Below are 24683 nucleotides of genomic sequence, written 5' to 3' on the forward strand. Positions count from 1 at the left end.
TTACCTTAACAACTAGAAAGCCGTCTCAGTTGGCATGCCTGTCATACTGGACGGCTTTAGTTGTATGTTTTTCGCGGATACTTGTAAGTTGCTGCCGTTTTATGCAGAAAAATAGAAGCCGGCTTGTAAACATTTTGCGCTTGAATACGTCTTTATATATAGGGTCATTTTCATGATGAGAGGAGAGAATCATTTGTTCTTATATGACAAGAAAAGGCGAACCCTGGCTATGCTGTGGCTCTTAACCGCCATAATTACGCTGCTGCCGGGGGTTGTAAGTCCTCAAGCTGTCCATGCGGCGGAGCCGTCGATCAGCATGAAGACGGAAGTCGGCTACGATGGCCATTACAAAATTGGAGACTGGGCGCCGCTAAAAATTACGCTGACCAGCGACACGGATATTTCCGGGGAACTCGTCGTTCAAACGGAATACCCCTACAATTCCAATCGAGCTTCATACGCGGCAAAAGTCGATTTGCCGGCGGGTACACCAAAGGAAGTCACTTTCGGCATCTTAGGAACATCCTTTCATAAAGATAACAACTCGATTCGGTTCTATAAAGATTCGGCAGAAAAGGGGAAATACATCCCCTTTAAAGCTTCGACCCCGTATTTGAATGCCAGCGGGGACAATGGCACCTTGATCGGTGTACTCGCTTCGGATCCGGACAGCATGAATTTTCTAAATGTGCTGAACGGCAAGGGGAAGGACGTGAAGGTTATTCCGCTCGGAGCGGAGCAGCTGCCCGAGGACGGCGTGCTGCTGGAGGGGCTGGATATTCTCGTCATCAACAACTACCCGGCGGGCAATCTCGGGGATAAGCGAACGGATGCGATTAAAGCATGGGTGAAGTCAGGGGGGACGCTTGTACTGGGCGGAGGCGCAGGTTATGCGAAAACGGTCCAGGGGCTCGAGGATTTGTCGCCCGTAGACTATTCGGGCCTTGCCGATGTCACCTCGCTGCAGGAACTGGAGAAAGCGACAGGCAAGTTGATCTCACTGGATGGGGCCTTCCCTGTTTCGGCTGCCAAGCTGAAGGAGGGGGCACGAACACTCGTAAAAGGCGAGCAGCCGCTGTTCGCCTCCTGGAACGTGAGCAGGGGCAGCGTCATTTATGCCGCCTACGATGTCTCCATGGAGCCTTTGCAATCGTGGTCCGGTCATGCTGATATATGGAATGCGGTGCTTCAGCAGCATTCCCCGTTGGCTTCAGCTTCGCAAGGCAATATGCCTGGGAAGGGGGAATTGGCGCAAAGAATCAACTATTTACTGGACTATTTCCCGAGCCTGACATTGCCTCCTTATTCCCTGCTGCTCTGGCTGCTGCTGGGATATGCGGTCATCGTTGCGCCGGGGCTCTATTTCGTACTGAAAAAGCTCGATAAACGCGAGTGGGCCTGGCTGCTCATTCCGGTTATTGCCGTATTGGCCAGCGGTGGCATCTATGTGGCCGGCACGACGGGGAAAAGCACGCTGCGCACGAACACGCTCAGCATCGTCGAATTGAATGGCCATGGGTATGCCGAGCGAAGCACGTCCACGGCATTATTCATCCCGCGAAGCGGCGATTACAAACTAAGCTTTCCGGCTGGCACGCACATCACAGTGCAGCGTGAAGACGGACTTATTTCCGGCGGACAGGCGGCTGACTCGGAGCGGCAGCTGATTCGGTTCGGTGACAGTGGTACGACTGTCGATTTAAAGGGAATGACCCATCGCTCCCTCGCCAAGTTAACCGTGAGGCAGTTGGAGGACCGGCAGCTGGGCCAGGTGGAGTTCGATATCTCCATTAACGAACAGGGCGTTCCTCAAGGGACAGTGACTAACAAGACTATTGCGGATTTAACGGACACGGCGATCATTTTGAACGATAAAATGTATCTGCTTGGCGATATCGCCAGAAATCAGACGGCAGCGATTACCTCCTTGCCGTTGACCATCAACCACTATGATTACGGCTACTTCGTATTTCCTTCCCAGGGCAATCGCCTGGAGGATATGAAGCTGGAGCGGCCCCGCGGTCTCATTAACGCCTATTTTAGCCGAAACAATATGACGGATAACTATGCCTTTATCGGCTGGAGCCAGGATGAGCTGCTGAATTATGAGGTGAATGGCAAAAAAGTAGCCGCCGACCCGCTGAACATGTGGGTTCAGCGTATTGAGCCGGAAATCCATAGAGACGGACAGTGGAACATACCTTATGGTTATATCGCGCCTTCCGTCAGCAAGGCGACTTCCTCGGACTGGGGATACGAAACAAGCCGCAGCATTCATATGTCCGGAGGCGAGATGGAGCTCGAATACACTTTGCCGAATATGAAATATTCGGAGCTTGCCATGCGCCAGAACAATCGGGGGCACAACATGACCGTGGCGGTATGGAACGCGTCCAAGGGAGAGGCTGAGCCGATCCAGTGGAATCAAGGGACAGCGCAGCTTCCTCAGCCGATCGAGCAATACCTGATTGGGGGAACAACGCTGCGCCTTATCGTCACGGCGCAGGATTGGAGCAGTTTCGACCTGCCGGAAATCTCTGTAAAGGGGAGCAGCAGCCAATGATCGAGATACGTAATTTAACTAAAACTTACGGCGGTTTCGAAGCGCTGAAGTCGGTGAATATTTCCATTTCCAAAGGAACCGTATTCGGCTTTGTCGGGCCGAACGGAGCAGGCAAATCAACGACAATGTCGATCCTGGCAACGCTGCTGCTGCCGACCTCCGGCACGGCATCGGTAGGCGGCTTCGAGGTGACTGAGCAGCCGCATGAGGTACGCAAGAGAATAGGCTATATGCCGGATTTCTTCGGGGTATATGACCAATTCAGAACGACGGAATACCTTCATTTCTACGGAGCCAGTTACGGGATTCCGCGGCCTGAACGCGAGAAGCTCATTCCGCAGCTGCTGGACTTGGTTAATTTAAGCGATAAACGGGATGCCTACGTGGACAGCTTGTCCCGCGGCATGAAGCAGCGGCTGTGCCTGGCCCGCTGCCTTGTGCATGACCCGGACGTACTCATCCTCGATGAGCCGGCATCCGGTCTGGATCCGCGGGCGCGGATCGAAATGAGAGAGATTTTGAAAGAGCTGAAGCTGATGGGCAAGACGATTATCATTTCATCGCATATTCTTCCCGAGCTTGCGGAGATGGTGGATGAGATCGGCGTCATTGAGCATGGCGAGATGGTTGCTCAAGGAAAGGTGGCTGACATTCAAAATCGCCTGCGTGTCAAGCGGGTGCTGCATATTCGCGTCATGGACCGCGGAGATGAGCTCGCCGCCATGCTGCGGGATGAGCGCCATGTCAGCCAGGTGCTGAGCGACGCAACAGGAGTTCATGTGCATTTCGGCGGCGGGGACGCCGAGCAGGCCCAGCTGTTGAACAAAGTCATCGGCGCAGGTTATGGGGTCGTATCTTTCCATGAAGCACAGACGAATCTCGAGGATGTATTCCTGGAGATCACGAAGGGGGGCGCGTCAGATGGATTGGCGTAGAATTCTAATCAATCCCGTGATGGATAAGGAGTTCAGACTGAGAATGCGCACCTCTCGTTCCGCGGTGACGGTGTTTGCATACGTACTGGTCATGGGACTGCTGGCGATGGGCATCATCTATGTCATGATGAGCAGCGGGGCCGGATTGTCAGGGCGGATTGATCCAAGCACCAGCCGCGTCATGTTCTACGCGCTCAGCATCGCCCAGCTTGTTCTTATCGCATTTATGACGCCTGCGTTAACGGCCGGAGTCATAAGCGGGGAGCGGGAGAAGCAGACCCTGAACATGCTGCTGACGACACAACAGAGCTCGTCGACGATTATTTTGAGCAAACTGGTATCTTCCTTGAGTTTCATGACGCTTGTCATTTTGGCGACGCTGCCTGTGTACAGCATTGCGTTTCTTTACGGGGGAGTCGCCCCGAAGCAGCTTGTATTCGTTTTTCTGTTTTATTTGTTTATCATGCTGCTGCTCGGTTCGCTGGGTGTGCTGTTCTCCACGCTGTTCAAGCGGACGATCGTCGCGGTCATTATGACTTATGGCGTAGGGCTTGTTATTTTCCTCATTACCGGGATCGTTTACTTGCTTGCCATGGGCGTAGTTCAAGCTAATTATTATGCATCGGGGACGACGATGGCGCCGGATTACTCGTGGATCGGATTCATTCTCGGGCTTAATCCTGCGGGAGCATTGATCAGCATTTTTGAACCTTCGTTTTCGGATTCCATTTTTCTGACGCGGTGGGGCAGCCAGCAAGCCGGTGCGCCGATCCAGCTGTGGCAGGAGTTCCTGCTTGTATACAGTGTTGTCATTATATTGGCGCTGTGGCTGGCCATCCGTTATATTCGCCCGGTCAGACGAGCCAGGGTCAAGAAGCGGCTTCAGACGGATTGGGAACCGCAGGAGCATGAGCAGGCGGAGAAATGAAATAATCAATAACCGCTCCAAGCAAGGGGTTGCGGATTGATGGAGGAAGGGAGGCGGGCAGCATGAAGGAAATTTACGAGCAGCTTAACGTGGTACGCCGCCGCATGCAGTGGCTCAATGCCTGGAAAGGTACAAGGTACGGACTGCTTGCCGGACTGGCAGCTGCATTGCTGTGGCTCGCTGCAGGACGTTTGTGGCCGCTGGAAGGGTTGCTGTGGCAAGGAGCGGGGCTAGTCGTGCTCTTTGCATTGTCCGGGCTGCTATGGGGATTCTTGGCCAAAAGAGTGTCTCTGCCGGAGGCGGCTCGCATGATGGATCAGGCGGTTGACGGAGAGGAGCGGCGCGACGACATGGCGACGGCTCTGGCGTACAGCGAATCCGATGCGTTGGCGGTAAAATGGCAGCGGGCGCAGGCCGTTCAATACGGTTCAGCCTACATTCGCGAGATCAAGCGGCGTCTGCCATTCCCGGTTCGTCGTAAATTTTGGCTCTCCGCCACTAGCTTGTTAATAGCGCTCGCCATCTTGGCCATCTTGCCGAATCCGATGCAGCAGGAGATCGCCAAGCGCAAGGAGCAACGGGAATGGGTAAACGCTCAGCAGCAGAAGACGGAGGAACAGCTGAAGGAGCTGGAGGCGCGCAAGCTTGAGCCGATTGCGAAGGAGGCGCTAGCGAAGGAAATCGCCGAGCTGCGGCGGGCGCTGGAGCTCAACAAAGAACCAGAGGAAGCGCTGGATAGTGTAGAGCATGCGATGAAGAGCTTAAAGGAAATGTCCGCTAAAATCGAGCTGAAGCAGCAGAAAATGGAGAAATGGCTGGAGGACTGGAAAGCCAATCCGTTTTCCCAGGGCCTGGCGGCGTCGCTGAAGCAGCAAAATCAGCAATCCCTGAGCGAGAAAATGGAGGATTTCCGTAAAAAGGCTGCTGCCATGTCCACCGAGGAACGCAAGCGTCTGGCTGAGGATTTACAGCAAATCGCAGAGGCCGCTCCTCAGAATGATGAGAAGGCTCAGCGTCTTGCCGAAGCTTTAAAAAAAGCAGCCGAGGCGCTTGAGAAGGGAACTCTCCAAGAAATAGAGCAGGCTCTGGAGCTGCTGGAGCAAGCGATTCAAGAGAGTATGGCCGGCCTAAAATCCGACCTTAACCAAGCTGAGGCTGCCGCCGCTTTGGCCGCCGCGCTGGCTAAGCAAGGGATGGGGCTGGCGGAGCAGATGGCCGCCTCTGGGCTCGCGGTATCCGACACGTGGAGCATGGGTGGAATCGCCGAGCAGTGGGCCGGCGAAGCTATGCTGGCCGGCGGGGAACCCGGAAGCGGGGCATCCGGCGAAGGCGGAGCTGGCGGCAGTTCGGGACAGGGTCAAGGTCAAGGTCAAGGTCAGGGTAGCGGCCAGGGCTCAGGGTCCGGGGCTGGCAGCGGCGGTATGGGGCGCGGCGGGCAGGGAGCCGGGAACGGCCAGGGCGCTGGACTCGGCAGCGGCGGACGCGAGCTCGTGACGACGCCGCGCGATCTGAAGGGTAGCGGAAACGTGGAGCGGGACAGCGGCGAAATCCACGGCGGCGGCGGAGACGTGCAAAAGGGCGGCAAATCGCCCGTTTTTGACGGCGTGAGCCGGCCCTATGACGAGGTGTACAGCGACTACGCTGCCGAGGCCAAGCGCTCTCTGGAGCGGAGCGAGCTTCCGATAAGCGTGCAGAGCCTGGTGGAGAGCTATTTTACGGAAATAGACCCGGGATATTAGTTGAGGATGAGGAGAAGGGGGACTTATGATGTTGGAAGCAAATGCGCAGGTGGAGTCGTGGAAAAATACGATATCCGGCGTGCGGGAGCAGATTGGAAAAGTCATCGTGGGCCAGGAGGAGATCGTAGAGCAGCTGCTCTGGTGCGTCTTTGCCGGCGGACATGCGCTGCTTGAAGGCATTCCGGGACTCGGAAAGACGATGCTCGTCCGGACGATTGCCGATACGCTCGACCTGTCATTCTCGCGAATTCAGTTCACGCCCGACCTGATGCCGAGCGATATTACCGGAACGAATGTCATTCGCTTCGGCCCGCAAGGCAGCACGGATACCGTCTTTCAGCCCGGGCCCGTATTCAGCAGCATCGTGCTTGCGGACGAGATTAACCGGGCTACGCCGAAGACGCAGAGCGCTATGCTTGAGGCGATGCAGGAGCAGACGGTTACCGTCGGCGGAGAGACGCACAGGCTGCCGCAGCCGTTTTTTGTGCTGGCGACGCAGAATCCGCTGGAGAACGAAGGGACTTATCCTTTGCCGGAGGCGCAGCTGGATCGCTTCCTGCTGAAGATCCATGTCAGTTATCCCTCGCCTGACGAGTTGAAGGAGATCGTCCGCCGTACGACCTCCAGCAGCCAGCCGACGGCCGACAAGCTGGCTTCGGCCAGCGAGCTGCTGGAAATCAGGCAGGCCGCGAAGGAGGTCCTGCTTGCCGACGATGTGCTGGATTACGGGGTGCGCCTGCTGATGATGACTCATCCCGAGGAGGTCTCGGCACCGGATTCTGTCCGCAAGTATTTGCGCTTCGGATCCGGACCGCGAGGAATCCAGTCCATCGTATCGGTGGCGAAGGTAAGAGCGATCTCCAAAGGAAGGATGCATGTATCCACGGGAGATATTGCAGCGGTTGCCGTTCCTGCGCTGCGCCACCGTCTGTTTCTGAATTTCGAGGGGCAAGCGCTGGGAATTTCCACGGATTCACTGATTGAGGATATTCTGTCCGCGCTTGAGGGGGGAAGAAGATGAGCGATCCTCTGCTTCCGCCGTCTCTTCTCCCCCGCCTTGAGCGGCTGTCGATTGCGTCCAAGCGCCGGGTGCGCGGAACGATGCAGGGCAAGAGGCGCTCCAGCCGGTTTGGCTCGTCCCTGGAATTTGCCGATTACCGCGAATACGCGCCTGGGGACGACATCCGCCGCTTCGACTGGGGCGTCTATTCGCGGACGGGCCGGCCTTTCGTACGCCAGTATTGGGACGAGCAGGAGCTGCAGGTTAGTCTGTATGTAGACGCATCCGCCTCGATGGATTTTGGGGGCGGCGGAGTGTTCGGCCTGGCGGACGGGCTAACGTCTGATGATAACAAGTCTGACGGGAACAAACCCGGCAGCAATCCAACCGGCCGGAACAAAGCAGACCGGAACAAGCTGATTTATGCGAAGCGGCTTGCCGCTTCGGTTGGCTGTATGGCGCTAGCGTCATATGACCGCGTACAGGCAGCCGTTTTCGACTCGGAGGTAGTTAGGCAACTGTCGCCTGTACGCGGAAAAGCCTCGGCCCCCCGGTTGTTTTCGTTTCTGCAATCGGCGGAGCCGGGCGGCGAGGGCCGATTGTCCCAGGCGCTGCGTCAGCCCAAAGCGCTTCCGAAGCAGCCGGGAATGACCTGGATCTTTTCCGATTTCTGGCTGGACGGAGGCATAGATGAGCTGGCTGAGGCTTTGTCTTATTACCTTGCTGCGGGGCAGGAAATCGTCCTGGTCCACGTATTATCGCCGGAGGAAATCTCGCCCGCCTTAAGCGGAGATTTGCGGCTGGTGGACAGCGAGCTTGGGACGGGCAAGGAAATAGCCCTGACCGGAAAAGTGCTGGAGGAATACAGACGAACGCTGCAGGCATATCAAGCGGAAATTGCGCGATTCTGCAGCGAGCGGGCTATTTTTTATATACAGATGAACACGGGTGTTCCGCTAGAGACAGGGATCTTCGAAACGCTGCGCGGAGCGGGAGTGCTCGGCTAGCAATATGCGAGACTTAGGCAACAAGAAGGAGGTGAAGGGATGGGAATTGCCTCTTGGTCCGGACTGTGGTTCGCTTTAGCGATCCCGTTGATCATACTGATGTATCTGTTTAAGCGGAAATATGTGGATACGCTGGTTCCCAGCCATATGCTGTGGAATCGCGTGCTGCGCAATATCGAGGCCAACCGCCCATGGCAAAAGCTGCAAAACCGGCTGCTGCTGTGGCTGCAGCTTCTGGCCGCGGCGCTGCTTGTGCTTGCCCTGATGACGCCATTCATTTGGGTCAGAGGCGGCCTGTCGGGACATACGGTTATTGTCGTCGATGCTTCGGCGAGCATGAGCGGGCAGCGGAACGGAGAGCCGGGAAAGGATACTCCTTTATCCTCTACGGCGCTGGATGGTCTCAAGATAAAGGTTCATGAATATATCGACTCGATGGGCGCGGATGGCGAGATTACCTTGCTCAAACTGGGGACGGAGCCGGAAGTGCTGCTCACTCGCGAGACAGATCAGAAGGCTATCCGCGATCAGATAGACAAGCTGGAGGCCGAGTTCGGCAAAGCCGCCTACCGGGAAACGATGTCCCTTGCCGCGGCTATGACTCAGGACGATCCCGATGCGAGCGTGCTCGTATTTACCGATGAACAGTGGAGCGAGCGGGCGGACGATATTGTGTTTGCTGCTCCGGTGGAGATTGTATCCCTGAAAGGCGAAGGAACAAGCAATGCTGCGGTAGAGCAGTTTGGGATAAAAAATGACGGTGATCACAGCACTGGAGTGGCGGTTATTCGGAATTACGGTGCAAGGCCGTTTGAAACCGGCTTGAATCTGTTTGGGGACGGCCAGCTTCTGGCTTCAAAATCCGTGAAGGTGGAGAGTGGCAAAGCCGTGACCGTTACCTTCGATGAGCTCCCCGCCTCGGACGTTTATAAAATAAAACTGGAGCGGGACGACGACTATGCGGCGGATAACGAGGCTTATGCTTTTCGTGAGAGAGGCGGAGCTCCCCATGTGCTGCTTATATCAGAGGGAAATCTGTTCCTGGAAAAAGCGCTCCAGCTGTCCGGCGCGAGGGTGACCCGCATGGAACCGGGGACAAGCGCGCCCTCAAACGAACCGGATAGAGAAGGAGATAAGGGGCCGGCCCTTCCCAAGGATAAGCCGGATATAATCATTATCGATGGCCTAACCCCGGATTACCTGAAGACCGGCGAATGGAGCCGCCTGATTAAGGAGACGCCATCCTGGACACTAGGCGGAGATGGCGGGAAGATACAGCCGGACAGCGGGAGAACAACCGTTGCCAATCATCCGGTAACCCGCTATATATCGCTGAATGATCCGCCGGCCGCAGCCCTTTTGGCAGGAGACATGCCTTCATGGGGCAAACCGCTCATGGAAATCGGTTCTACGCCAGCGGCCTATGCCGGCACGGAGAACGGGGTTAACCGGCTGGTCTTTCTATTCGCGTTAAGCGACGGCGATTTGCCGCTTCGTCCGGAGTTCCCGGTCATGGTCAATAACGCCGTCCAGTGGCTGCAGGCGGGCAGAACGACAGGGCTCGGCCGCATGGTTGCCGGCGCGGAGCTGGAGATGCCGTTGAACGTTGAAGCAGCGCAGGCCTCGTGGGTGGCTGCGGACGGTTATGCTGTGGACGCAGGCGCTGCTCCAATTCCGGCGTCCGCTAAAGACCACAGCTTGGCAGCGGTACAAACCGTACCGCCGCTTCCTGGCTTATGGCGCTTTGAGATGAAAGGCGCGGATGGCAGCGTATTACCCGGATATAACCTCGAGGTGATTGCCCATCCGTCCGAATCGGCAATCGGGCAGGCGAAGCCGCTTGGTTTTGGCGGCGGCGGTGGAGGTGCGTCCGCAGGCGGGGCCGCAGGGAATGGCACAGGGAATGGCACAGGGAATGGCACAGGGAATGGCACAGGGAACAGCACAGGCGCAGGCCAGACTTCGGAGGATGCTCCTGCTAGTCCGGATGCTTCCGGTAAGGCTTCGGGCGGTGTAGGCCCTAATCCTGAGCGAAGTGCCAAGCATTCCCTTACGTATTTGGCCGCATTGCTGGCGCTGATCGTCATTATCGCAGAATGGGGGGTGTACCAGCGTGGGCGTTCAATTTAATCATCCGTGGGTATTGCTGCTGCTCATTTTGGCCGCTGCTGGTGCATTTTACGCGTACCGTTCGGATTTCCGCCTGCATGGCGGGAGGAAGAAATGGGCCGTCGGCCTGCGGGTGGCGATCGTTATTTTGCTGATATTGGCCCTGGCCGGTTTTCAGACCTTTACATGGGTTAAAAATAAGGAAGTCGTGTTTCTGATCGACCGTTCCGCCAGCATGGAGGATACGGATGCCGCATTGGCCTGGGCCGTGCAGGCAGCGGGGGCCAAAGGGGAGCAGGACAGCATTGCCGTCGTATCGGCGGGATTGGACGGCGCCATCGAGAAAAATCTCGATCCCCTGCCGCTGTCTAATGGCGGAGCCCGGGCCGAGGTGAATGCGGCTTTTACCCATCTGGAGAAGGGGCTTCAACTGGCCGGCAGTCTGTTCGGGGGCCAAGGGAACCAGCGGATCGTCGTCATCTCGGACGGCGAAGAAAATGTAGGAGATGCCCTCTCCGCAGCAAGAATGCTGAAGGAGAGAGGCATTGCTGTCGACGTGCTCCAGGTCCCGTCTAAAGAGCGGAAGGATGTCGCCGTCGAATCGCTGCATCTTCCGGAGAAGCTGTACAGAGCGGAGTCTTTTACGTTCGAGGTAGCGATACGCAGTACTTTTTCCGGCAGCGGCGAGCTTCGCTTGTATGAAGATAACCGGGAGATCGGGCGCAAAACGGTTGCGCTGGAGCGGGGGGAGAACCGCTTTGCCCTGCAAGGCCTGGCCAAGGAACCGGGGCTTCATCGCTACAAAGCGGAAATATTCATGGACGGGGACGAGCAGGCGGCGAACAATGAAAGTTATGCCTTTACCCGCGTCACCGGCAGCCCGAAGGTGCTGATCGTGGAAGGCAAGCCGGGAACGACCTCCAATCTGGAGAACGCGCTGAAATCAGGATTGATTCAATATGCAGTCACCGACCCGGGCATGCTTCCGGTGGAGTTGGCGAAATATGCCGGCTATGACAGCATTATTTTCAATAATGTGTCCGGCGAACAGGTTGGCGGCAAGCAGATGGAGCTTATCGAGCAGGCGGTACGTTCCTACGGCATCGGTTTTATGATGGTCGGCGGAGAAGAGAGCTTCGGCATGGGCGGATATTTCAAGACGCCGATCGAGAAGCTGCTGCCGGTATCGATGGAACTGCAGGGCAAACGCGAAATCCCATCCCTGGGGCTTGTTCTCGTCATTGACCGTTCGGGCAGCATGGAAGGAGACAAGATCAGGCTGGCGAAGGAATCGGCGATGCGGACGGTGGAGTTGCTGCGTTCCAAGGATACGGTCGGGGTTGTCGCATTTGATGACAGGCCGTGGTGGGTTGTAGAGCCGACGAAGCTCGGCAACCAGAAAGACGATGTCATTGCCAAGATCAACAGCATTCCGAGCGCGGGCGGGACAGATATTTACCCTGCCGTAGCGGAGGCGACAGATAAATTGCTGGGCATCGAGGCCCAGCGCAAGCATATCATTCTGCTCACGGATGGGCAGTCGGCGGTCAATTCGGGTTATACTGAGCTGTTAAGCACGATGAATGACAACCATATGACGATGTCCACCGTGGCAGTCGGCGACGGCGCGGACACACAGCTGCTGGAATCGCTCGCCCGAGGGGCCAAGGGGCGTTATTATTTCGTTAAAGACGCAACGACGCTGCCTACGATATTCAGCCGGGAAGCGGCCGTGATCGCCAGAACCTATATTGTAGACAAACCTTTTGTTCCGGCGATTGTGCAGCCTGGAGACTGGCGCGAATCGTTATCCGGCGGGCTGCCGACCATCTACGGTTATGTAGCCGCATCGGCCAAATCGACGGCGCAGACGGTGCTGGCGAGCCCGGAGCCCGACCCGCTGCTCGCCCGTTGGCAATACGGTTCTGGACGAACCGTGGCCTGGACGAGCGATCTGACGGGAAAATGGTCGCGGGATTGGGTGAGCTGGCCGGGCTTCCCGGATGCGTTTGCGGATATGGTGAAATGGACTTTCCCCCAATTTTCGGCTGCTCCATTTGAAGTAAGCACGACGGTGAAGGGGAATGAGGTTTATTTTGAAGTGGCCGCATCGGAAGGCGTAGCACCGCCCGATGAGCTGGAAGCGGTCATTTCCGGCGAGGATCTGAATGATGCTGCCGTGCCGCTTATCCAGACATCACCCGGAATCTACAGCGGAGTGACGGCAGTGAGGGAGCCGGGCTCCTTTCTGCTTCATTTGCAGGGCAAGCGCGGGGATGAAGTCGTGGAAGGCGGGGGAACGGGCACAGGGTTCGTGATTCCCTATTCTCCGGAGTACCGGATCGTGACAGAGGACGCCGGGGAGCAGCTGGCCAAGCTGGCCGATTTAACGGGCGGACGCGTGCTGGCTTGGGAGGAGCTGGGCGCGGCGTTCGACTTCCCGGTGCAGCCGCACAAGTCGCTGCGCAGCTGGGAGCGCGCGCTGCTCATCGCCGCGCTGCTGCTCTGGCTCGCCGACATCGCCGTGCGCCGTCTGGCGCTGCCCTGGGGCCGCATGGCAGAGCGGCTTGCTGCCGCCGCCATGCCCTGGCGCCGCCGCGGCGGTACGCCTGCAGCGGCAGAAGCCGGCGCCGCCCCTGCGGGAGCGGACGCCGGGCTGGCCCGGCTGGCCGCGCGCAAGGCGCGAACGGCCAGCTTCTACGGCGCAGAGGGCGGGGGCGATACTATCGCCCCCGGGGAGCCTGCGCCGCGTACGGCCCGTCCGCCTGCTGGCGGGACGGGCGGTGAGCCCGCGGGGCCAGCGCCGCGGGCCAGGCCGGCTTCCCCTCCGCAGGAGGAAGCCGGAGGCACGGGGCCCGGCGCGGCCGAGGCGCCGGGCGAGGGCACGCTTGGCCGGCTGCTGGAGGCCAAGCGGCGGGGGCGGCGCTAGCCGCATTTTCTTCATATTCCCGGGAAATGCATAAAAAAGTCATCATCCAGGGCAGGGTATGACAAAAAGGGATATGGAAAGGTGCTTAACAACGTGTTACAATATATAAAGTCAAAATGATTTTTTCAAAGTGATTGTTTTGTAACCAAAACGTATTTCTTCATTACTAAGGAGGAAGCTAGAATGCCACTTTCAGACAACAAGGTCATCGAAAATTTGTCGATCACTACGATTCGTACTCTTGCTATAGATGCGATCGAGAAAGCTAAGTCGGGCCACCCGGGCATGCCGATGGGGGCTGCGCCAATGGGTTACCAGCTGTTCGCCAAAACGATGACGCACAACCCTGACCAACCAACCTGGATCAACCGCGACCGCTTCGTATTGTCCGCCGGACACGGCTCCATGCTGCTCTACAGCTTGCTGCACCTGAGCGGTTATGATCTTTCCCTTGACGACCTTAAGCAATTCCGTCAATGGGGCAGTAAAACGCCGGGTCACCCTGAATTCGGACATACCGCAGGGGTAGATGCGACGACGGGTCCGCTTGGACAAGGTATTGCGATGGCCGTGGGTATGGCTCTGGCCGAAACTCAATTGGCGGCTACTTACAACAAGGGCGATTACAAAATCATCGACCACTATACTTACGGTATTTGCGGCGACGGAGACCTGATGGAAGGTGTAGCTAGTGAAGCGGCTTCTCTCGCAGGCCATCTGAAGCTTGGCAAGCTGATCTTCCTGTATGACTCCAACGACATAACGCTGGACGGCAAATTGAACCTGAGCTTCTCCGAGAATGTAAGACAGCGTTTTGACGCATATGGCTGGCAAACGCTGCTTGTAGAAGACGGCAATGATTTGGATGCGATCGAAAAAGCTATTGCTGAGGCCAAAGCGGATACCGAGCGTCCTACACTGATCGAAGTGAAGACGATTATCGGCTACGGCAGCCCGAACAAGCAAGGTAAAGGCGGATCCGGCGGAACGCACGGTTCACCGCTCGGCGCGGATGAAGCGAAGCTGACGAAAGAATATTACAAATGGGTATATGAAGAGGACTTCTACGTACCTGAAGAAGTGCGCGAGCATTTTGCAAAAGTAAAAGAACAAGGCATTGCTGCAAACAAAGCCTGGGATGAGCTGTTTGCGAAATACAAAGCAGAATACCCAGAGCTGGCAGCTCAATTCGAGCTTGCTATTGCGGGCGATCTTCCAGAGGGCTGGGATGCTGATCTTCCTAAATACAGTGCAGAGGACAAACCGGTATCGACGCGCGTGGCGTCCGGTAATGCGCTTAACGGCCTGACTGGCGGCGTTCCTCAGCTTCTTGGCGGATCCGCTGACCTTGAAAGCTCGACGATGACTCACCTGAAAGGATTGCCGCTCTACACACCTGAATCGCGCGAAGGCCGCAACCTGTATTTTGGTGTTCGCGAGTTTGCCATGGCTGCTGCGATGAACGGTATTGCGCTGCATAGCGGCCTTAAAGTATTCGGCGGTACGTTCTTCGTCTTTACAGACTACCTGCGTCCGGCAGTACGGTTGTCTGCGTTGATGGGCCTTCCGGTTACTTATGTTCTTACGCATGACAGTATCGCAGTCGGCGAAGACGGACCTACGCATGAGCCGATTGAACAGCTTGCTTCCCTGCGCATCATTCCTAACCTGACAGTCATTCGTCCGGCTGATGCCAACGAGACATCTGCGGCTTGGGCTTATGCGGTAGAGAACAAAGGCAATCCGGTAGCGCTGGTGCTGACTCGTCAAAACCTGCCTGTACTCGAAGGTACGGCCGAGAAAGCCCGTGAAGGCGTAAAACGCGGCGGATACGTTGTATCTGAAGCGAAGGACGGCAAACCGGTTGCTCAGCTGATTGCTTCTGGTTCTGAGGTGCAATTGGCAGTTAAAGCACAAGCGGCGCTTGCTGAGGAAGGCATCCATGTTCGCGTTGTCAGCCTGTCCAGCTGGGATCTGTTCGACAAGCAGGATCAAGCTTACAAAGATTCTGTTATTCTCCCAGACGTGAAAGCACGCGTAGCTATTGAAATGGCACATCCGTTCGGATGGGAGCGTTACGTTGGCGAGAAAGGCTCCATTATGGGCATTAGCACGTTCGGCGCATCTGCACCTGGCGACAAAGTCATTGCAGAGTACGGCTTTACGGTCGAGAACGTTGTGAAGCATGTAAAAGAGCAGTTGAAATAGACTAGATGAGCATGAAAAAGGCAGGCACCGTGCGGACGCAAGGGGCCTGCCTTTTGTTCATCGTTAGTAGGGTGAAGACGTCGGCTGCCGCCATCATGTGGTTCTGTGTTCTGTGTCCTGTCGCACGAGAACTTCTGTTGTACGCGAAAAATTCGGCGATGATACCAAATCTGTGCCAGATCAAGGCGCCAAACGAGCAGAATTTCAGTACAGTGAATGCGCACATAGGAGTTTAACGGATCTAGGTTCCGCTATTTGGCCGAAATCGTTGAAAACGTGAAGCTAACGGACCTAGGTTCCGTTATTAGGTGGATTTTGCACGAGTTGAGGCGGTTTTACCAAGGATAGCGTATCCTGTGTCCGTTAGGTGCTGGAACATGCCGAAAAGTCACAAATAGCGGATCTCATGTCCGTTGACTGCCGCGGCTTGGTCATGTGGCACCGTCGACTATGCGTATACCGTAGTCCGTTCGCTGCCAGTGCTTCGCGGGAAGTTGGCACTGGCCGGTACTTCGTGGGCCGCGAGGCGCTGCCCGGCACTACGTACCTCACGGTACTCGTGGGTCGCGAGGCGCTGCCCGGCACTACGTACCTCACGGTACTTCGTTGGCCGCGAGGCGCTGGTCGGGACGCCGCACCTCCCGGCCCCGGTACCTCCGGCCCAGGGCACCTCCCGGCCCTGCCGTAGTGTTGGTAGGCCTGGTGCCCTCATTACCGGCTGCGTTGAGGGCCGCTGGCTGGCCATTTCGCGCCGCAGCAGCGGGGTCACTTCCTCGGCCAGGGCAACAACCCTGGCTCCCGTGCCTTCGCAGTTGCTTCATTGGTCCGAGCAGCAACCCAGGCACGCCACGACACAGGCATTGCCCCCAAGCGTACCGGCCCTCGCCAGCCCTCCAGCCGCCCGGGCCCAGCACTCGTTCGGGCTGGTTGCCCGCTCAGCCAGGGCCAGACGACCGGCTACAGCTTGCTGCCGCCGATCGTCTGGCCGATCCAGGCCTCGTATAGCTTAACGACGGAGGAGAGATCTTCGTCGCCGTAGCCTTCGGTCTGGCCGGCCTGGAACATGCTTTTGGCCATGTTCAGCATGGGGGCGGGGATGCCAGCGCCGTCCGTCAGTGAGGAGGCCAGCTTCAAATCCTTGAGCATCAGCGAGAGGGAGAACTGGTTGGTGAAGTCGTGCTCGATAATTTTGCGTCCCTTCAGCTCGGCTTGCTTGCTGCCGGCTGAGCCGTTTTGGACGAGCTCCAGGAAGAGGTCGGCAGGCAGCCCGGATTTGGCGGCGATGGCGAAGCCTTCAGCCAGGGCGAGGTTGTTGATGCCGACGATCGTGTTGTGCGCCAGCTTGGCGACGGCTCCGCTGCCGTTTGGTCCCATGTGAAGTATTTTCTGGCCCATCGTTTCAAAGATGTCCCGCTGTTCGGCCAGCGTTTCGGCTGATCCGCCGATCATGAATACGAGCGTCCCAGCATGAGCGGCCGGAGAACTGCCGGTAACGGGGGCATCGAGGAACTGTCCGCCGAGCCGGGCAATATCGCCGGCCAATCTATGGACAAGCGATGGGGAGATCGTGCTGCAGTCAATCACGGTGCTGCCAGGACGCAATCCCTGCAGCAGGCCCTCATCCCCGTCATATACGGCGCTAATCGAGGCATCGTCGCTGACCATCGTAATTAAGGTATCGGCAGCCTGCGCCGCTTCCTTCGCAGTGGCTGCCAGCGCAGCTCCTTGCTCGACGAGCGGCTGTGCCTTTTCTGCCGTCCGGTTGAACACGGTAACCTGATAGCCCTGTTTAAGTAAGTTTGCGGCCATGGGAGCACCCATCGTGCCAAGGCCGATAAATCCGATTTTTTTCATTGCAATCACCTTCCATAAGGAATTGAACAGCATTTAATTATTTTATCACGACTATTGGAATACTGCATATTGTGCCTTGTCTTCACCCGGAATTTACAGTATCCTAGGTGTAAGTTTAATTGTGGATAGGGCAGTAGATAGAAACAATATTGTGTAGACGGAGGAATGAAATACCATGTCTAAAAAAGTCACTTTTGATTACAGCAAAGCTCTCCAGTTCGTAGGCCAGCATGAGATCGATTACTTGACGGAGTCGGTGCGTCTGGCTCATGAACAGTTACATAACGGCACGGGGGCCGGGTCGGACTATCTCGGCTGGATCAATCTGCCGACAGAGTATGATAAGGAAGAATTCAGCCGCATCCAGAAGGCTGCTGCCAAAATTCAAAGCGATTCAGACGTTCTGATCGTCATCGGGATCGGCGGCTCCTACCTTGGCGCGCGTGCAGCGATTGAATCGTTGTCGCATTCCTTCTACAATTTGCTTCCGAAAGACAAACGCAAAACTCCGGAAATTTATTTTGCCGGCAACAATATCAGCTCCACTTATGTAAATCATTTGCTTGACCTGATCGAAGGCAAGGATTTCTCGGTTAACGTTATCTCCAAATCCGGCACGACGACAGAGCCGGCGATCGCGTTCCGCATTTTCCGCGCCGCACTTGAGAAGAAATACGGTAAAGAAGAAGCGCGCAAGCGCATTTACGCTACTACTGACCGTGAGAAAGGCGCTCTGAAGAAGCTGGCAACGGAAGAGGGCTACGAGAGCTTCGTCATTCCGGACGATGTAGGCGGACGTTATTCCGTACTTACGGCAGTTGGTCTTCTGCCAATCGCTGCGGCAGGCATCAACATCGAGGAAATGATGCAAGGCGCTGCCGAGGCTGCCAAGGAATTCAGCAACCCTAACCTGGCCGAGAACGCCAGCTATCAATATGCGGCAGTGCGCAACGCCCTGTACCGCAAAGGCAAAGTAACAGAAATTCTTGTGAATTACGAGCCATCCCTGCACTATGTATCCGAATGGTGGAAGCAGCTGTTCGGCGAAAGCGAAGGCAAAGACTACAAAGGAATTTATCCGGCATCGGTAGATTTCAGTACAGACCTTCACTCGATGGGACAGTTCATTCAAGAGGGTAACCGGAACATTTTCGAGACGGTAATCCAAGTGACCGAAGTACCTAGCCATATCACGATTGAATCCGATCCTGCCGATCTGGACGGATTGAACTTCCTTGCCGGCAAGACGCTGGATTTCGTGAACAAGAAGGCGTTTCAAGGTACGCTGCTCGCTCATACGGACGGACAAGTGCCTAACCTGATCGTTAACGTACCTGATTTGACGCCGTATTCCTTCGGCTATCTCGTATATTTCTTTGAAAAAGCTTGTGGCATCAGCGGCTACTTGCTTGGAGTAAATCCGTTTGACCAGCCGGGTGTTGAAGCCTACAAGAAAAATATGTTTGCATTGCTCGGCAAACCGGGCTTTGAGAAAGAAAAAGCAGAACTGGAAGCAAGATTGTCCGAATAGTATTTTGAAGCAATTTTCAAATGGACAAGGGACAACATCGTTTCAACCAGAAGATATTAGCGCCAGGGAAGCAGTTCACCGGAGTATGCCGGTTGAGCTGCTTCTTGGCACATTCTATGAGGATGATCAACTATGCTAGAGCGTTATAAGACGGTTCGCAGAGCCGGAGAAAAGGAAATCGTGATCAAGAAGTCGCGTTTTATCGGGCAGATCAAGCCGGTAGAAAGCGAAGCCGAAGCGATTGCGTTTATTGAAGAAATTAAGAAGAAGCACTGGAATGCCACCCACAACTGTTCCGCCTACATGATTGGGGAACGGGACGAAATCCAGAAGCAGTCGGATGACGGAGAGCCGAGCGGGACGGCGGGCAAACCGATTCTGGAAGTGATTAAGCAGCAGGGTCTCAAAAATGTAGCGATCGTCGTGACAAGATATTTCGGCGGCATCATGCTTGGGGCAGGCGGTTTGATCCGGGCTTACACCGACGGAGCGGTTGCGGCAACCGAGGCAGGAGAGGTCATTACCCGCGTGCTTCATCGCGAAGTATTTGCCGAGCTTGATTATACCTGGCTGGGCAAGGTCGAGAATGAGCTGAGAAACCGGGAAATCCGGACGGGAGAGACTGCTTTTGCGGATAACGTGACATTGTTATGTCTGCCGCTGGAGAGCGAAGCTGAAGCTTTTAAGGCTTGGCTGGTCGATTTGACACAAGGACAGGTCGTATTGAAGGAAGGTAACCAGGTTTACTTTATTGAAGGGGAATAACGCCTATGGCAAGAAGAGCAGTAGAGCAGGAATTGTCGAGGGAAAGAATAATGGATGCGGCCAGGCATTTGTTTATCACCAAAGGATACCGGGGGATATCGATGAGAAGCATCGGGCAGCATTTAGGCTATAGTCACGGCTCTCTTTATTATCATTTTAAAGAGAAGGCGGAGCTGTTTTACGCCATCGTGGTGCAGGATTTTAACCATCTGATCCAGCTGTGCAGCCATGTCCCGAAATCACCGCCGGTCGAAGGGCTGACCAAAATTGAACAGTTGATGCTGGAGTTCATTAAGTTCGGCCTGGAGCATCCGCATCAATATGAAATTATGTTCATGCTTCGGGATGAAGAAATATTGGCCTATTGTCGCAGCGAGCAGGCAAAGTGTTTCGATATATTCGAATCGATCGTCAGAAAGTTTCTGAAGGAAGAGAGACATCCGATGGAAAACAATCAAGCATTTCCGCTTAGTATGTTTTTGGGAATCCATGGGTTCATATCGTTCTATATTCAAGATCGGTTGACGTTCGAAGAAATTAGGCCTGCTGCCATTGCTCATGTCAAAATGCTCAGCCAGAGCAATTACCGATTGACGTCATAGGACGTTTTTGTTTTCAGGTTACGCTTTAATCATTTACATTGTCATAGCTGTACTCCTTTATTACGTTACTTTAATAACGTAATAAACTTCCAATTTGTTAATTCACTATTAAATCGCTATCATGGATTGGTTCGTGACATGCTTCCGAAGGAGTCATCATCTTACACATGCATAAACAATAAATAAAGAAGTAAGGTATGAGGATACCCTACTTCTTTATTGTTTTATATAAACATATAGTTCACTTCCACCCATTTCTGGTGCAGCGGATGATAGAATTTGCCTTGGCCTTCTGTCATTCCTTCACTGGTGTATGCATTTATGCTTACTTTGTCCCAATCGATATGATCTGTCGTCAGCGCGGCCTCCACATGCGGGATCGAAGCGCCTGCGCGAACTAGCATAACGATCGGCATTTGGCCCGCTTGGATCGTTAACCATTGCTGCCCTGACGGCCCCGGTCTGTAATCGACCCATTGCCCTTGCGGCAAGTAGACGATGTGCCGATCCGTCTCTTCGAATAATGGCGCGACGAGAATATCGGAGCCAAAGAAATATTGATCCTCGATCATCCAGCAGGTCGGGTCCTCCGGAAATTCCAGGAACATCGCTCTGAGCAGCGGATGACCAGCCTGAGAGCTTAAATAGGCTTGCGTATAAATATATGGCATGAGCTTGTACTTCATTTCAGCAGCGGCACGAAAATCGTCCATAAACGAAGCGCTGTAAGCCCAAGGCTCCTTCGGTGGAGCACCGTGGCAGCGGCTGTGGGAGGTCAGCATGCCAAAAGGCATCCAGCGGCGGTAAAGCGCCTCCGGGATCTCCTTTACGAATCCGCCGATATCATGGCTCCAATAAGTGAAGCCGCTCAAACCGATCGAGAGCGCTGCTCTCAAGCAAGCCAGCATAGCGGATCACCCATAAAATTCAATGTATCCGATTGATGAAAGGGAATGCTAACGTCGATTGCTTCATTAAGTCTGCTAGTTTGATAATGCTTCATGGATTTCCCCACCTATATCTATATTATTTAACCGCTCCGCTAGTAAGCCCGCTAATGATATAACGCTGCAACAGAATGAACATGGCAAGTACGGGAAGGATAGTTATGGTAGCAAAGGACAACAGATTGTTCCACTGAATGCCGTATTTGCCTATAGAATTGTAGACTCCTGCCGTTAATGGCCACATATCGGAATTACTAATAAAGGTCATGCTGTAAATCAGATCTCCCCAGGCGAAAAGGAACGAGAACGTTACCGATACAATAATTCCTGGATAAGAGATCGGAATCATGATTCTCAGGAATGCGGTGAACCGGTTGCAGCCATCGATCATCGCCGCATCCTCCAGCTCCTTCGGTGCATTCAGGAAGTAGGTTCTAAGTATGAGCACCGAGAAAGGAATCCTTAACGTTGCCGTTGCGAGAATAGGCGCTGCCAAGCTATTGAGCAGAGCCAGCTTCTTAAATAAAATAAACATCGGCGTAAGAACGACGGTTACCGGCAGCAAATGTTACGAAATTATTGAAACATAATGGATTGACGGTAAAGGCAGGGTTTGGTAAAGTATTTTGTAAGATCACAAGCTAGAAAATTCGTATGCACCAATCCATGGGTGCTTTTGTTTTAGACATAATGCCAAGTAAGTTCATAAGAATAATATATAAAGTGAGTCGAATAAAGGATTTATCGAAAGGGTGTGGCCTCCGAATGCATGTGGAAGTAAAAAACTTGGACAAACATTTTGGCAATTTTCATGCCGTCAAAGACGTCAGCTTTGGAATCGAGAAAGGACAGCTGATCGGTCTGCTCGGACCGAGCGGTGGAGGAAAAACTTCCATTTTACGTATGTTGGCAGGCTTGGAACAACCTGATTCCGGGGAAATTTTGTTCCATGGACAACAGGTTAACAACCTAGCTCCGCAAGAGCGCGGGATTGGCTTCGTCTTTCAGAGCTATGCCTTGTTCAAGCATATGACGGTCTTTGACAATATCGCATTCGGCCTGCAGGTAAAGAAGGTTCCTAAGGCTGCGATTAGGGAGCGGGTCATGGAACTTGTGGAGCTCACCGGCCTGAAAGGGTTTGAGCAGCGTTATCCGCATCAGCTGTCCGGCGGGCAGCGTCAGCGGGTCGCCTTTGCCCGTGCTTTGGCTCCAGAGCCGCAGCTGCTGCTGCTGGATGAGCCTTTTGCCGCGATTGATGCCAAGATTCGACAGGAGCTTCGTTCCTGGCTCCGCGAGCTGATCGAGCGCGTTGGGATTACTTCCATTTTCGTTACGCATGACCAGGATGAGGCCATTGAGGTTGCGGATGAAATTATGATTATCAACCAGGGCCGCCTGGAACAGAAGGGAACGCCTTGGGATATTTATAAAGAGCCGATTACGCCATTTGTTGCGTCATTTATCGGGCAATCCACGCTCGTGGAGAGAGCTTCCGACTTGAAGGGCTTTGAGGAGGCGGCGGAAGGCCAAGGTGTACGGGCATTTGTTCGTCCGGAATACATTGAGGTGGGAACAGAGCAGGAGTTCATTCTGAAATCCGCAACCGCACCGGGAATTGTCAAGCATTTGCACTTCCGGGGGAGCGAATGGCTCGTGGAGGTTGAGGTTGGCGGACATAAATTAACGACGTTCCGATCGCTGGAGAAAGAGACGCTTCACGCCGGACAGGAGGTTAGAGTGCTGGTGCACCGGGCCTATCTGTTTAATGACGAGAAGAGCTGGATTGTGGAGAATCCGCTGAAAGGCGATCCACTGAGCGTAATGATTTAAATGGTGTATCTTCAACAACCGTTCTTGAATTGATAAGGACGGTTGTTTTTTTGATGGAGACGGGAAACTGTACTGCGAATGTATGAAGGGGCTTTTGCCTGGTATTGTCGGGCGGCGGGTTCGCACTTGCGGCACATAGAAGGATGACCGAGGGCTAAGGATATAGCCGCAAGACTGTGTTAAAATGATGACATGTGTTCAAACGGATTAAACAGATTGCACAAAGTCGAAATCAAATAGACTATCTATCCAAAACATTGTTGACAACGGGGTGAATAGAGAAGTGAGAAAAGGAGCAGACGGCGAGAAGGCCGGGCAGACAGCGGGTCTACTGGATGAGCTAACGGATGACCATTTCAATGAACGACGAGATGTACGATTGAATGAAAGACTGGATGGACGATTGAGAGAGCAGCGGAATGAACAACAGAATGAACAACAGAATGAACAACAGAATGAACAACAGAATGAACAACAGGCCGGTTGCTCGACCGAGGCGGCAGGAGATCGATTAACGTTTTGGGGAACGGGAGATGCGATGGGCGTACCCAGGGTATATTGCGATTGCGAAATATGCGATGAAGCGAGACAGCAGGGCATCAATCGGCGATACCGCTCGTCCGTGCTGCTGGAAGGCAGGGAGGGGGCATTTCTTATTGATTGCGGCCCGGATTGGCGTAAGGCGATGGAGCGGAAGGGCCTGCGTTTTATAGAGCATATTGTGGTGACGCATGCTCATTTCGATCATATCGGCGGGCTGCCGGAATGGGCAGATTCCTGCCGCTGGCTGAACCGGCGGGGACAGCTGTATGCGCCGCAGGAAGTGATAGACATGATTGTGCGCCAATATCCTTGGCTGCCGGCACAGCTGAATATGCATGCGGTTGATCAAGGCTGTGATTTGGCTGGGTGGCATATCGAGGGCTGGAAGGTATTCCACGGCAAAAACGGCTACTCCTACGCCTATCGCCTGTCCAAGCGGGGATACGTCTGGGTCTATTGCTCCGATGCGATCGCGCTATCCGAGGAACAGAAAGAGCCGCTTCGCGGATTGGATTTACTCATTTTAGGAACGAGCTTCTATGAGGAGAAGGCAGAGTTCTCGACCCGCTCTGTATATGACATCAAAGAGGCGCTGGTGCTGCTTCAGGAAGTTCAGCCGAAGCGTGCGCTATTTACCCATATGTCCCACGATATCGACCTGCGACGCGACTATGCGCTGCCCGAGGGCGTGGAGCTGGCTTATGCGGGCCAGATGGTTGAATTAGCGTAGCATACAGCAAATTACTAATTTATGACTGCCCTAGGTGGAAAGATCAGGTAACTAGATGTAATTCATGCAGTTAGTTCATCGGTTTCGGCTGTGTTTGAGGGAACTAACTGCAGAACCTACATTTGGTTTTAAGCTCATTCGGCGAATTCGCTCTATTCAGGCGAACTAACTGCATGTTTTACATTTAGCGCATGTAATTTTCGATAAAATGGCTTAACTAGATGTATAAAATACATTCCGCTTTTAAATAATCGGTGATTGCTTTCGAAAACTAAGGAGAAATGCTGTATTCATGTAGTATTGCAGTATTTTCCAAACGTAAGTTAAAATCCAACAGAACTCTGCAGTTTTGCAGCATTATTGCTTCCACAGTGATTCGTTCCTAGCCTAAATCCAGGTTCAATAATTCAGATTCAAAAATCAGATTCTATATTCAACAAATAAGAACCTCGCATTCCTATCC

General features: G+C 54.4%; 17 protein-coding genes. 14 read left to right on the forward strand and 3 right to left on the reverse strand.

Translation table 11 applies throughout. The features are described from left to right. Positions 1–193: 193 nt before the first annotated feature. From QNH46_RS07175 to tkt, 9 genes are all read left to right on the forward strand, one after another. The gene (locus tag QNH46_RS07175) at positions 194–2563 is read left to right on the forward strand and encodes a DUF4350 domain-containing protein (protein ID WP_283927504.1); all 2370 of its coding nucleotides are present in this window, start codon (positions 194–196) and stop codon (positions 2561–2563) included. Further along, positions 2560–3498, forward strand: a complete 939-nt coding sequence (locus QNH46_RS07180) for an ABC transporter ATP-binding protein (protein WP_283927505.1) — start codon at positions 2560–2562, stop codon at positions 3496–3498. Before QNH46_RS07175 ends, QNH46_RS07180 begins: the two co-directional genes overlap by 4 nt. Beyond that, entirely contained in the window at positions 3485–4426 is a 942-nt protein-coding gene (locus QNH46_RS07185) for an ABC transporter permease (protein WP_283927506.1), read from the forward strand. Before QNH46_RS07180 ends, QNH46_RS07185 begins: the two co-directional genes overlap by 14 nt. A gap of 62 nt (positions 4427–4488) precedes the next feature. Then, positions 4489–6165 carry a DUF8809 domain-containing protein gene (locus tag QNH46_RS07190; RefSeq protein WP_283927507.1) on the forward strand — a complete coding sequence of 559 codons (1677 nt, stop codon included), beginning with the start codon at positions 4489–4491 and terminating at the stop codon, positions 6163–6165. Positions 6166–6193: 28 nt separating this feature from the next. Beyond that, positions 6194–7186, forward strand: a complete 993-nt coding sequence (locus QNH46_RS07195) for an AAA family ATPase (RefSeq protein ID WP_283927508.1) — start codon at positions 6194–6196, stop codon at positions 7184–7186. Then, complete coding sequence (locus QNH46_RS07200) at positions 7183–8172, forward strand: DUF58 domain-containing protein (RefSeq protein ID WP_283927509.1); 990 nt, start codon at positions 7183–7185, stop codon at positions 8170–8172. The genes QNH46_RS07195 and QNH46_RS07200 overlap by 4 nt, the downstream gene beginning before the upstream one ends. Positions 8173–8211: 39 nt before the next feature. Beyond that, complete coding sequence (locus QNH46_RS07205; RefSeq protein ID WP_283927510.1) at positions 8212–10302, forward strand: vWA domain-containing protein; 2091 nt, start codon at positions 8212–8214, stop codon at positions 10300–10302. Next, on the forward strand, positions 10286–13210 hold the full coding sequence (locus tag QNH46_RS07210) for a VWA domain-containing protein (protein WP_283927511.1): 2925 nt from the start codon (positions 10286–10288) through the stop codon (positions 13208–13210). Before QNH46_RS07205 ends, QNH46_RS07210 begins: the two co-directional genes overlap by 17 nt. Before the next feature lie 183 nt (positions 13211–13393). Continuing rightward, the gene (tkt, locus tag QNH46_RS07215; RefSeq protein ID WP_283927512.1) at positions 13394–15418 is read left to right on the forward strand and encodes a transketolase; all 2025 of its coding nucleotides are present in this window, start codon (positions 13394–13396) and stop codon (positions 15416–15418) included. A gap of 957 nt (positions 15419–16375) precedes the next feature. Here the strand turns inward: tkt and QNH46_RS07220 are convergent. After that, positions 16376–17272, reverse strand: coding sequence for an NAD(P)-dependent oxidoreductase (locus tag QNH46_RS07220; RefSeq protein WP_283927513.1), 897 nt, complete (start codon positions 17270–17272; stop codon positions 16376–16378). 175 nt (positions 17273–17447) lie between these two features. Between QNH46_RS07220 and QNH46_RS07225 the strand changes: the two genes are divergently transcribed. From QNH46_RS07225 to QNH46_RS07235, 3 genes are all read left to right on the forward strand, one after another. Continuing rightward, positions 17448–18803, forward strand: a complete 1356-nt coding sequence (locus tag QNH46_RS07225) for a glucose-6-phosphate isomerase (RefSeq protein ID WP_155609440.1) — start codon at positions 17448–17450, stop codon at positions 18801–18803. Between the two features lie 132 nt (positions 18804–18935). Further along, a complete protein-coding gene (locus QNH46_RS07230; RefSeq protein ID WP_155609439.1) occupies positions 18936–19568 on the forward strand; it encodes a YigZ family protein in 633 nt (210 codons plus the stop codon). A gap of 5 nt (positions 19569–19573) precedes the next feature. Beyond that, positions 19574–20170, forward strand: a complete 597-nt coding sequence (locus QNH46_RS07235) for a TetR/AcrR family transcriptional regulator (RefSeq protein ID WP_213589159.1) — start codon at positions 19574–19576, stop codon at positions 20168–20170. 224 nt (positions 20171–20394) lie between these two features. Here the strand turns inward: QNH46_RS07235 and QNH46_RS07240 are convergent, their stop codons facing one another. Beyond that, a complete protein-coding gene (locus tag QNH46_RS07240) occupies positions 20395–21066 on the reverse strand; it encodes a TIM-barrel domain-containing protein (protein WP_283927514.1) in 672 nt (223 codons plus the stop codon). 130 nt (positions 21067–21196) lie between these two features. Further along, positions 21197–21652, reverse strand: a complete 456-nt coding sequence (locus QNH46_RS07245; protein ID WP_283927515.1) for a carbohydrate ABC transporter permease — start codon at positions 21650–21652, stop codon at positions 21197–21199. 230 nt (positions 21653–21882) lie between these two features. Here QNH46_RS07245 and QNH46_RS07250 point away from each other — a divergent pair, with 230 nt between their 5' ends. After that, positions 21883–22947 carry a sulfate/molybdate ABC transporter ATP-binding protein gene (locus QNH46_RS07250; RefSeq protein ID WP_283927516.1) on the forward strand — a complete coding sequence of 355 codons (1065 nt, stop codon included), beginning with the start codon at positions 21883–21885 and terminating at the stop codon, positions 22945–22947. 538 nt (positions 22948–23485) lie between these two features. Continuing rightward, positions 23486–24220 carry an MBL fold metallo-hydrolase gene (locus QNH46_RS07255; RefSeq protein WP_283928372.1) on the forward strand — a complete coding sequence of 245 codons (735 nt, stop codon included), beginning with the start codon at positions 23486–23488 and terminating at the stop codon, positions 24218–24220. Positions 24221–24683 lie beyond the last annotated feature (463 nt).

Origin of the sequence: Paenibacillus woosongensis (genome assembly GCF_030122845.1) — a bacterium.
Taxonomy (GTDB): domain Bacteria; phylum Bacillota; class Bacilli; order Paenibacillales; family Paenibacillaceae; genus Fontibacillus; species Fontibacillus woosongensis_A.

Coding starts and splice junctions, on each gene's coding strand:
- QNH46_RS07220 (WP_283927513.1), bottom strand. CDS start 17,272: ATGAAAAAAATCGGATTTATCGGCCTTGGCACGATGGGTGCTCCCATG.
- QNH46_RS07185 (WP_283927506.1), top strand. CDS start 3,485: ATGGATTGGCGTAGAATTCTAATCAATCCCGTGATGGATAAGGAGTTC.
- QNH46_RS07195 (WP_283927508.1), top strand. CDS start 6,194: ATGTTGGAAGCAAATGCGCAGGTGGAGTCGTGGAAAAATACGATATCC.
- QNH46_RS07250 (WP_283927516.1), top strand. CDS start 21,883: ATGCATGTGGAAGTAAAAAACTTGGACAAACATTTTGGCAATTTTCAT.
- QNH46_RS07235 (WP_213589159.1), top strand. CDS start 19,574: ATGGCAAGAAGAGCAGTAGAGCAGGAATTGTCGAGGGAAAGAATAATG.
- QNH46_RS07255 (WP_283928372.1), top strand. CDS start 23,486: ATGGGCGTACCCAGGGTATATTGCGATTGCGAAATATGCGATGAAGCG.
- tkt (WP_283927512.1), top strand. CDS start 13,394: ATGCCACTTTCAGACAACAAGGTCATCGAAAATTTGTCGATCACTACG.
- QNH46_RS07225 (WP_155609440.1), top strand. CDS start 17,448: ATGTCTAAAAAAGTCACTTTTGATTACAGCAAAGCTCTCCAGTTCGTA.
- QNH46_RS07180 (WP_283927505.1), top strand. CDS start 2,560: ATGATCGAGATACGTAATTTAACTAAAACTTACGGCGGTTTCGAAGCG.
- QNH46_RS07190 (WP_283927507.1), top strand. CDS start 4,489: ATGAAGGAAATTTACGAGCAGCTTAACGTGGTACGCCGCCGCATGCAG.
- QNH46_RS07245 (WP_283927515.1), bottom strand. CDS start 21,652: ATGTTTATTTTATTTAAGAAGCTGGCTCTGCTCAATAGCTTGGCAGCG.
- QNH46_RS07200 (WP_283927509.1), top strand. CDS start 7,183: ATGAGCGATCCTCTGCTTCCGCCGTCTCTTCTCCCCCGCCTTGAGCGG.
- QNH46_RS07230 (WP_155609439.1), top strand. CDS start 18,936: ATGCTAGAGCGTTATAAGACGGTTCGCAGAGCCGGAGAAAAGGAAATC.
- QNH46_RS07205 (WP_283927510.1), top strand. CDS start 8,212: ATGGGAATTGCCTCTTGGTCCGGACTGTGGTTCGCTTTAGCGATCCCG.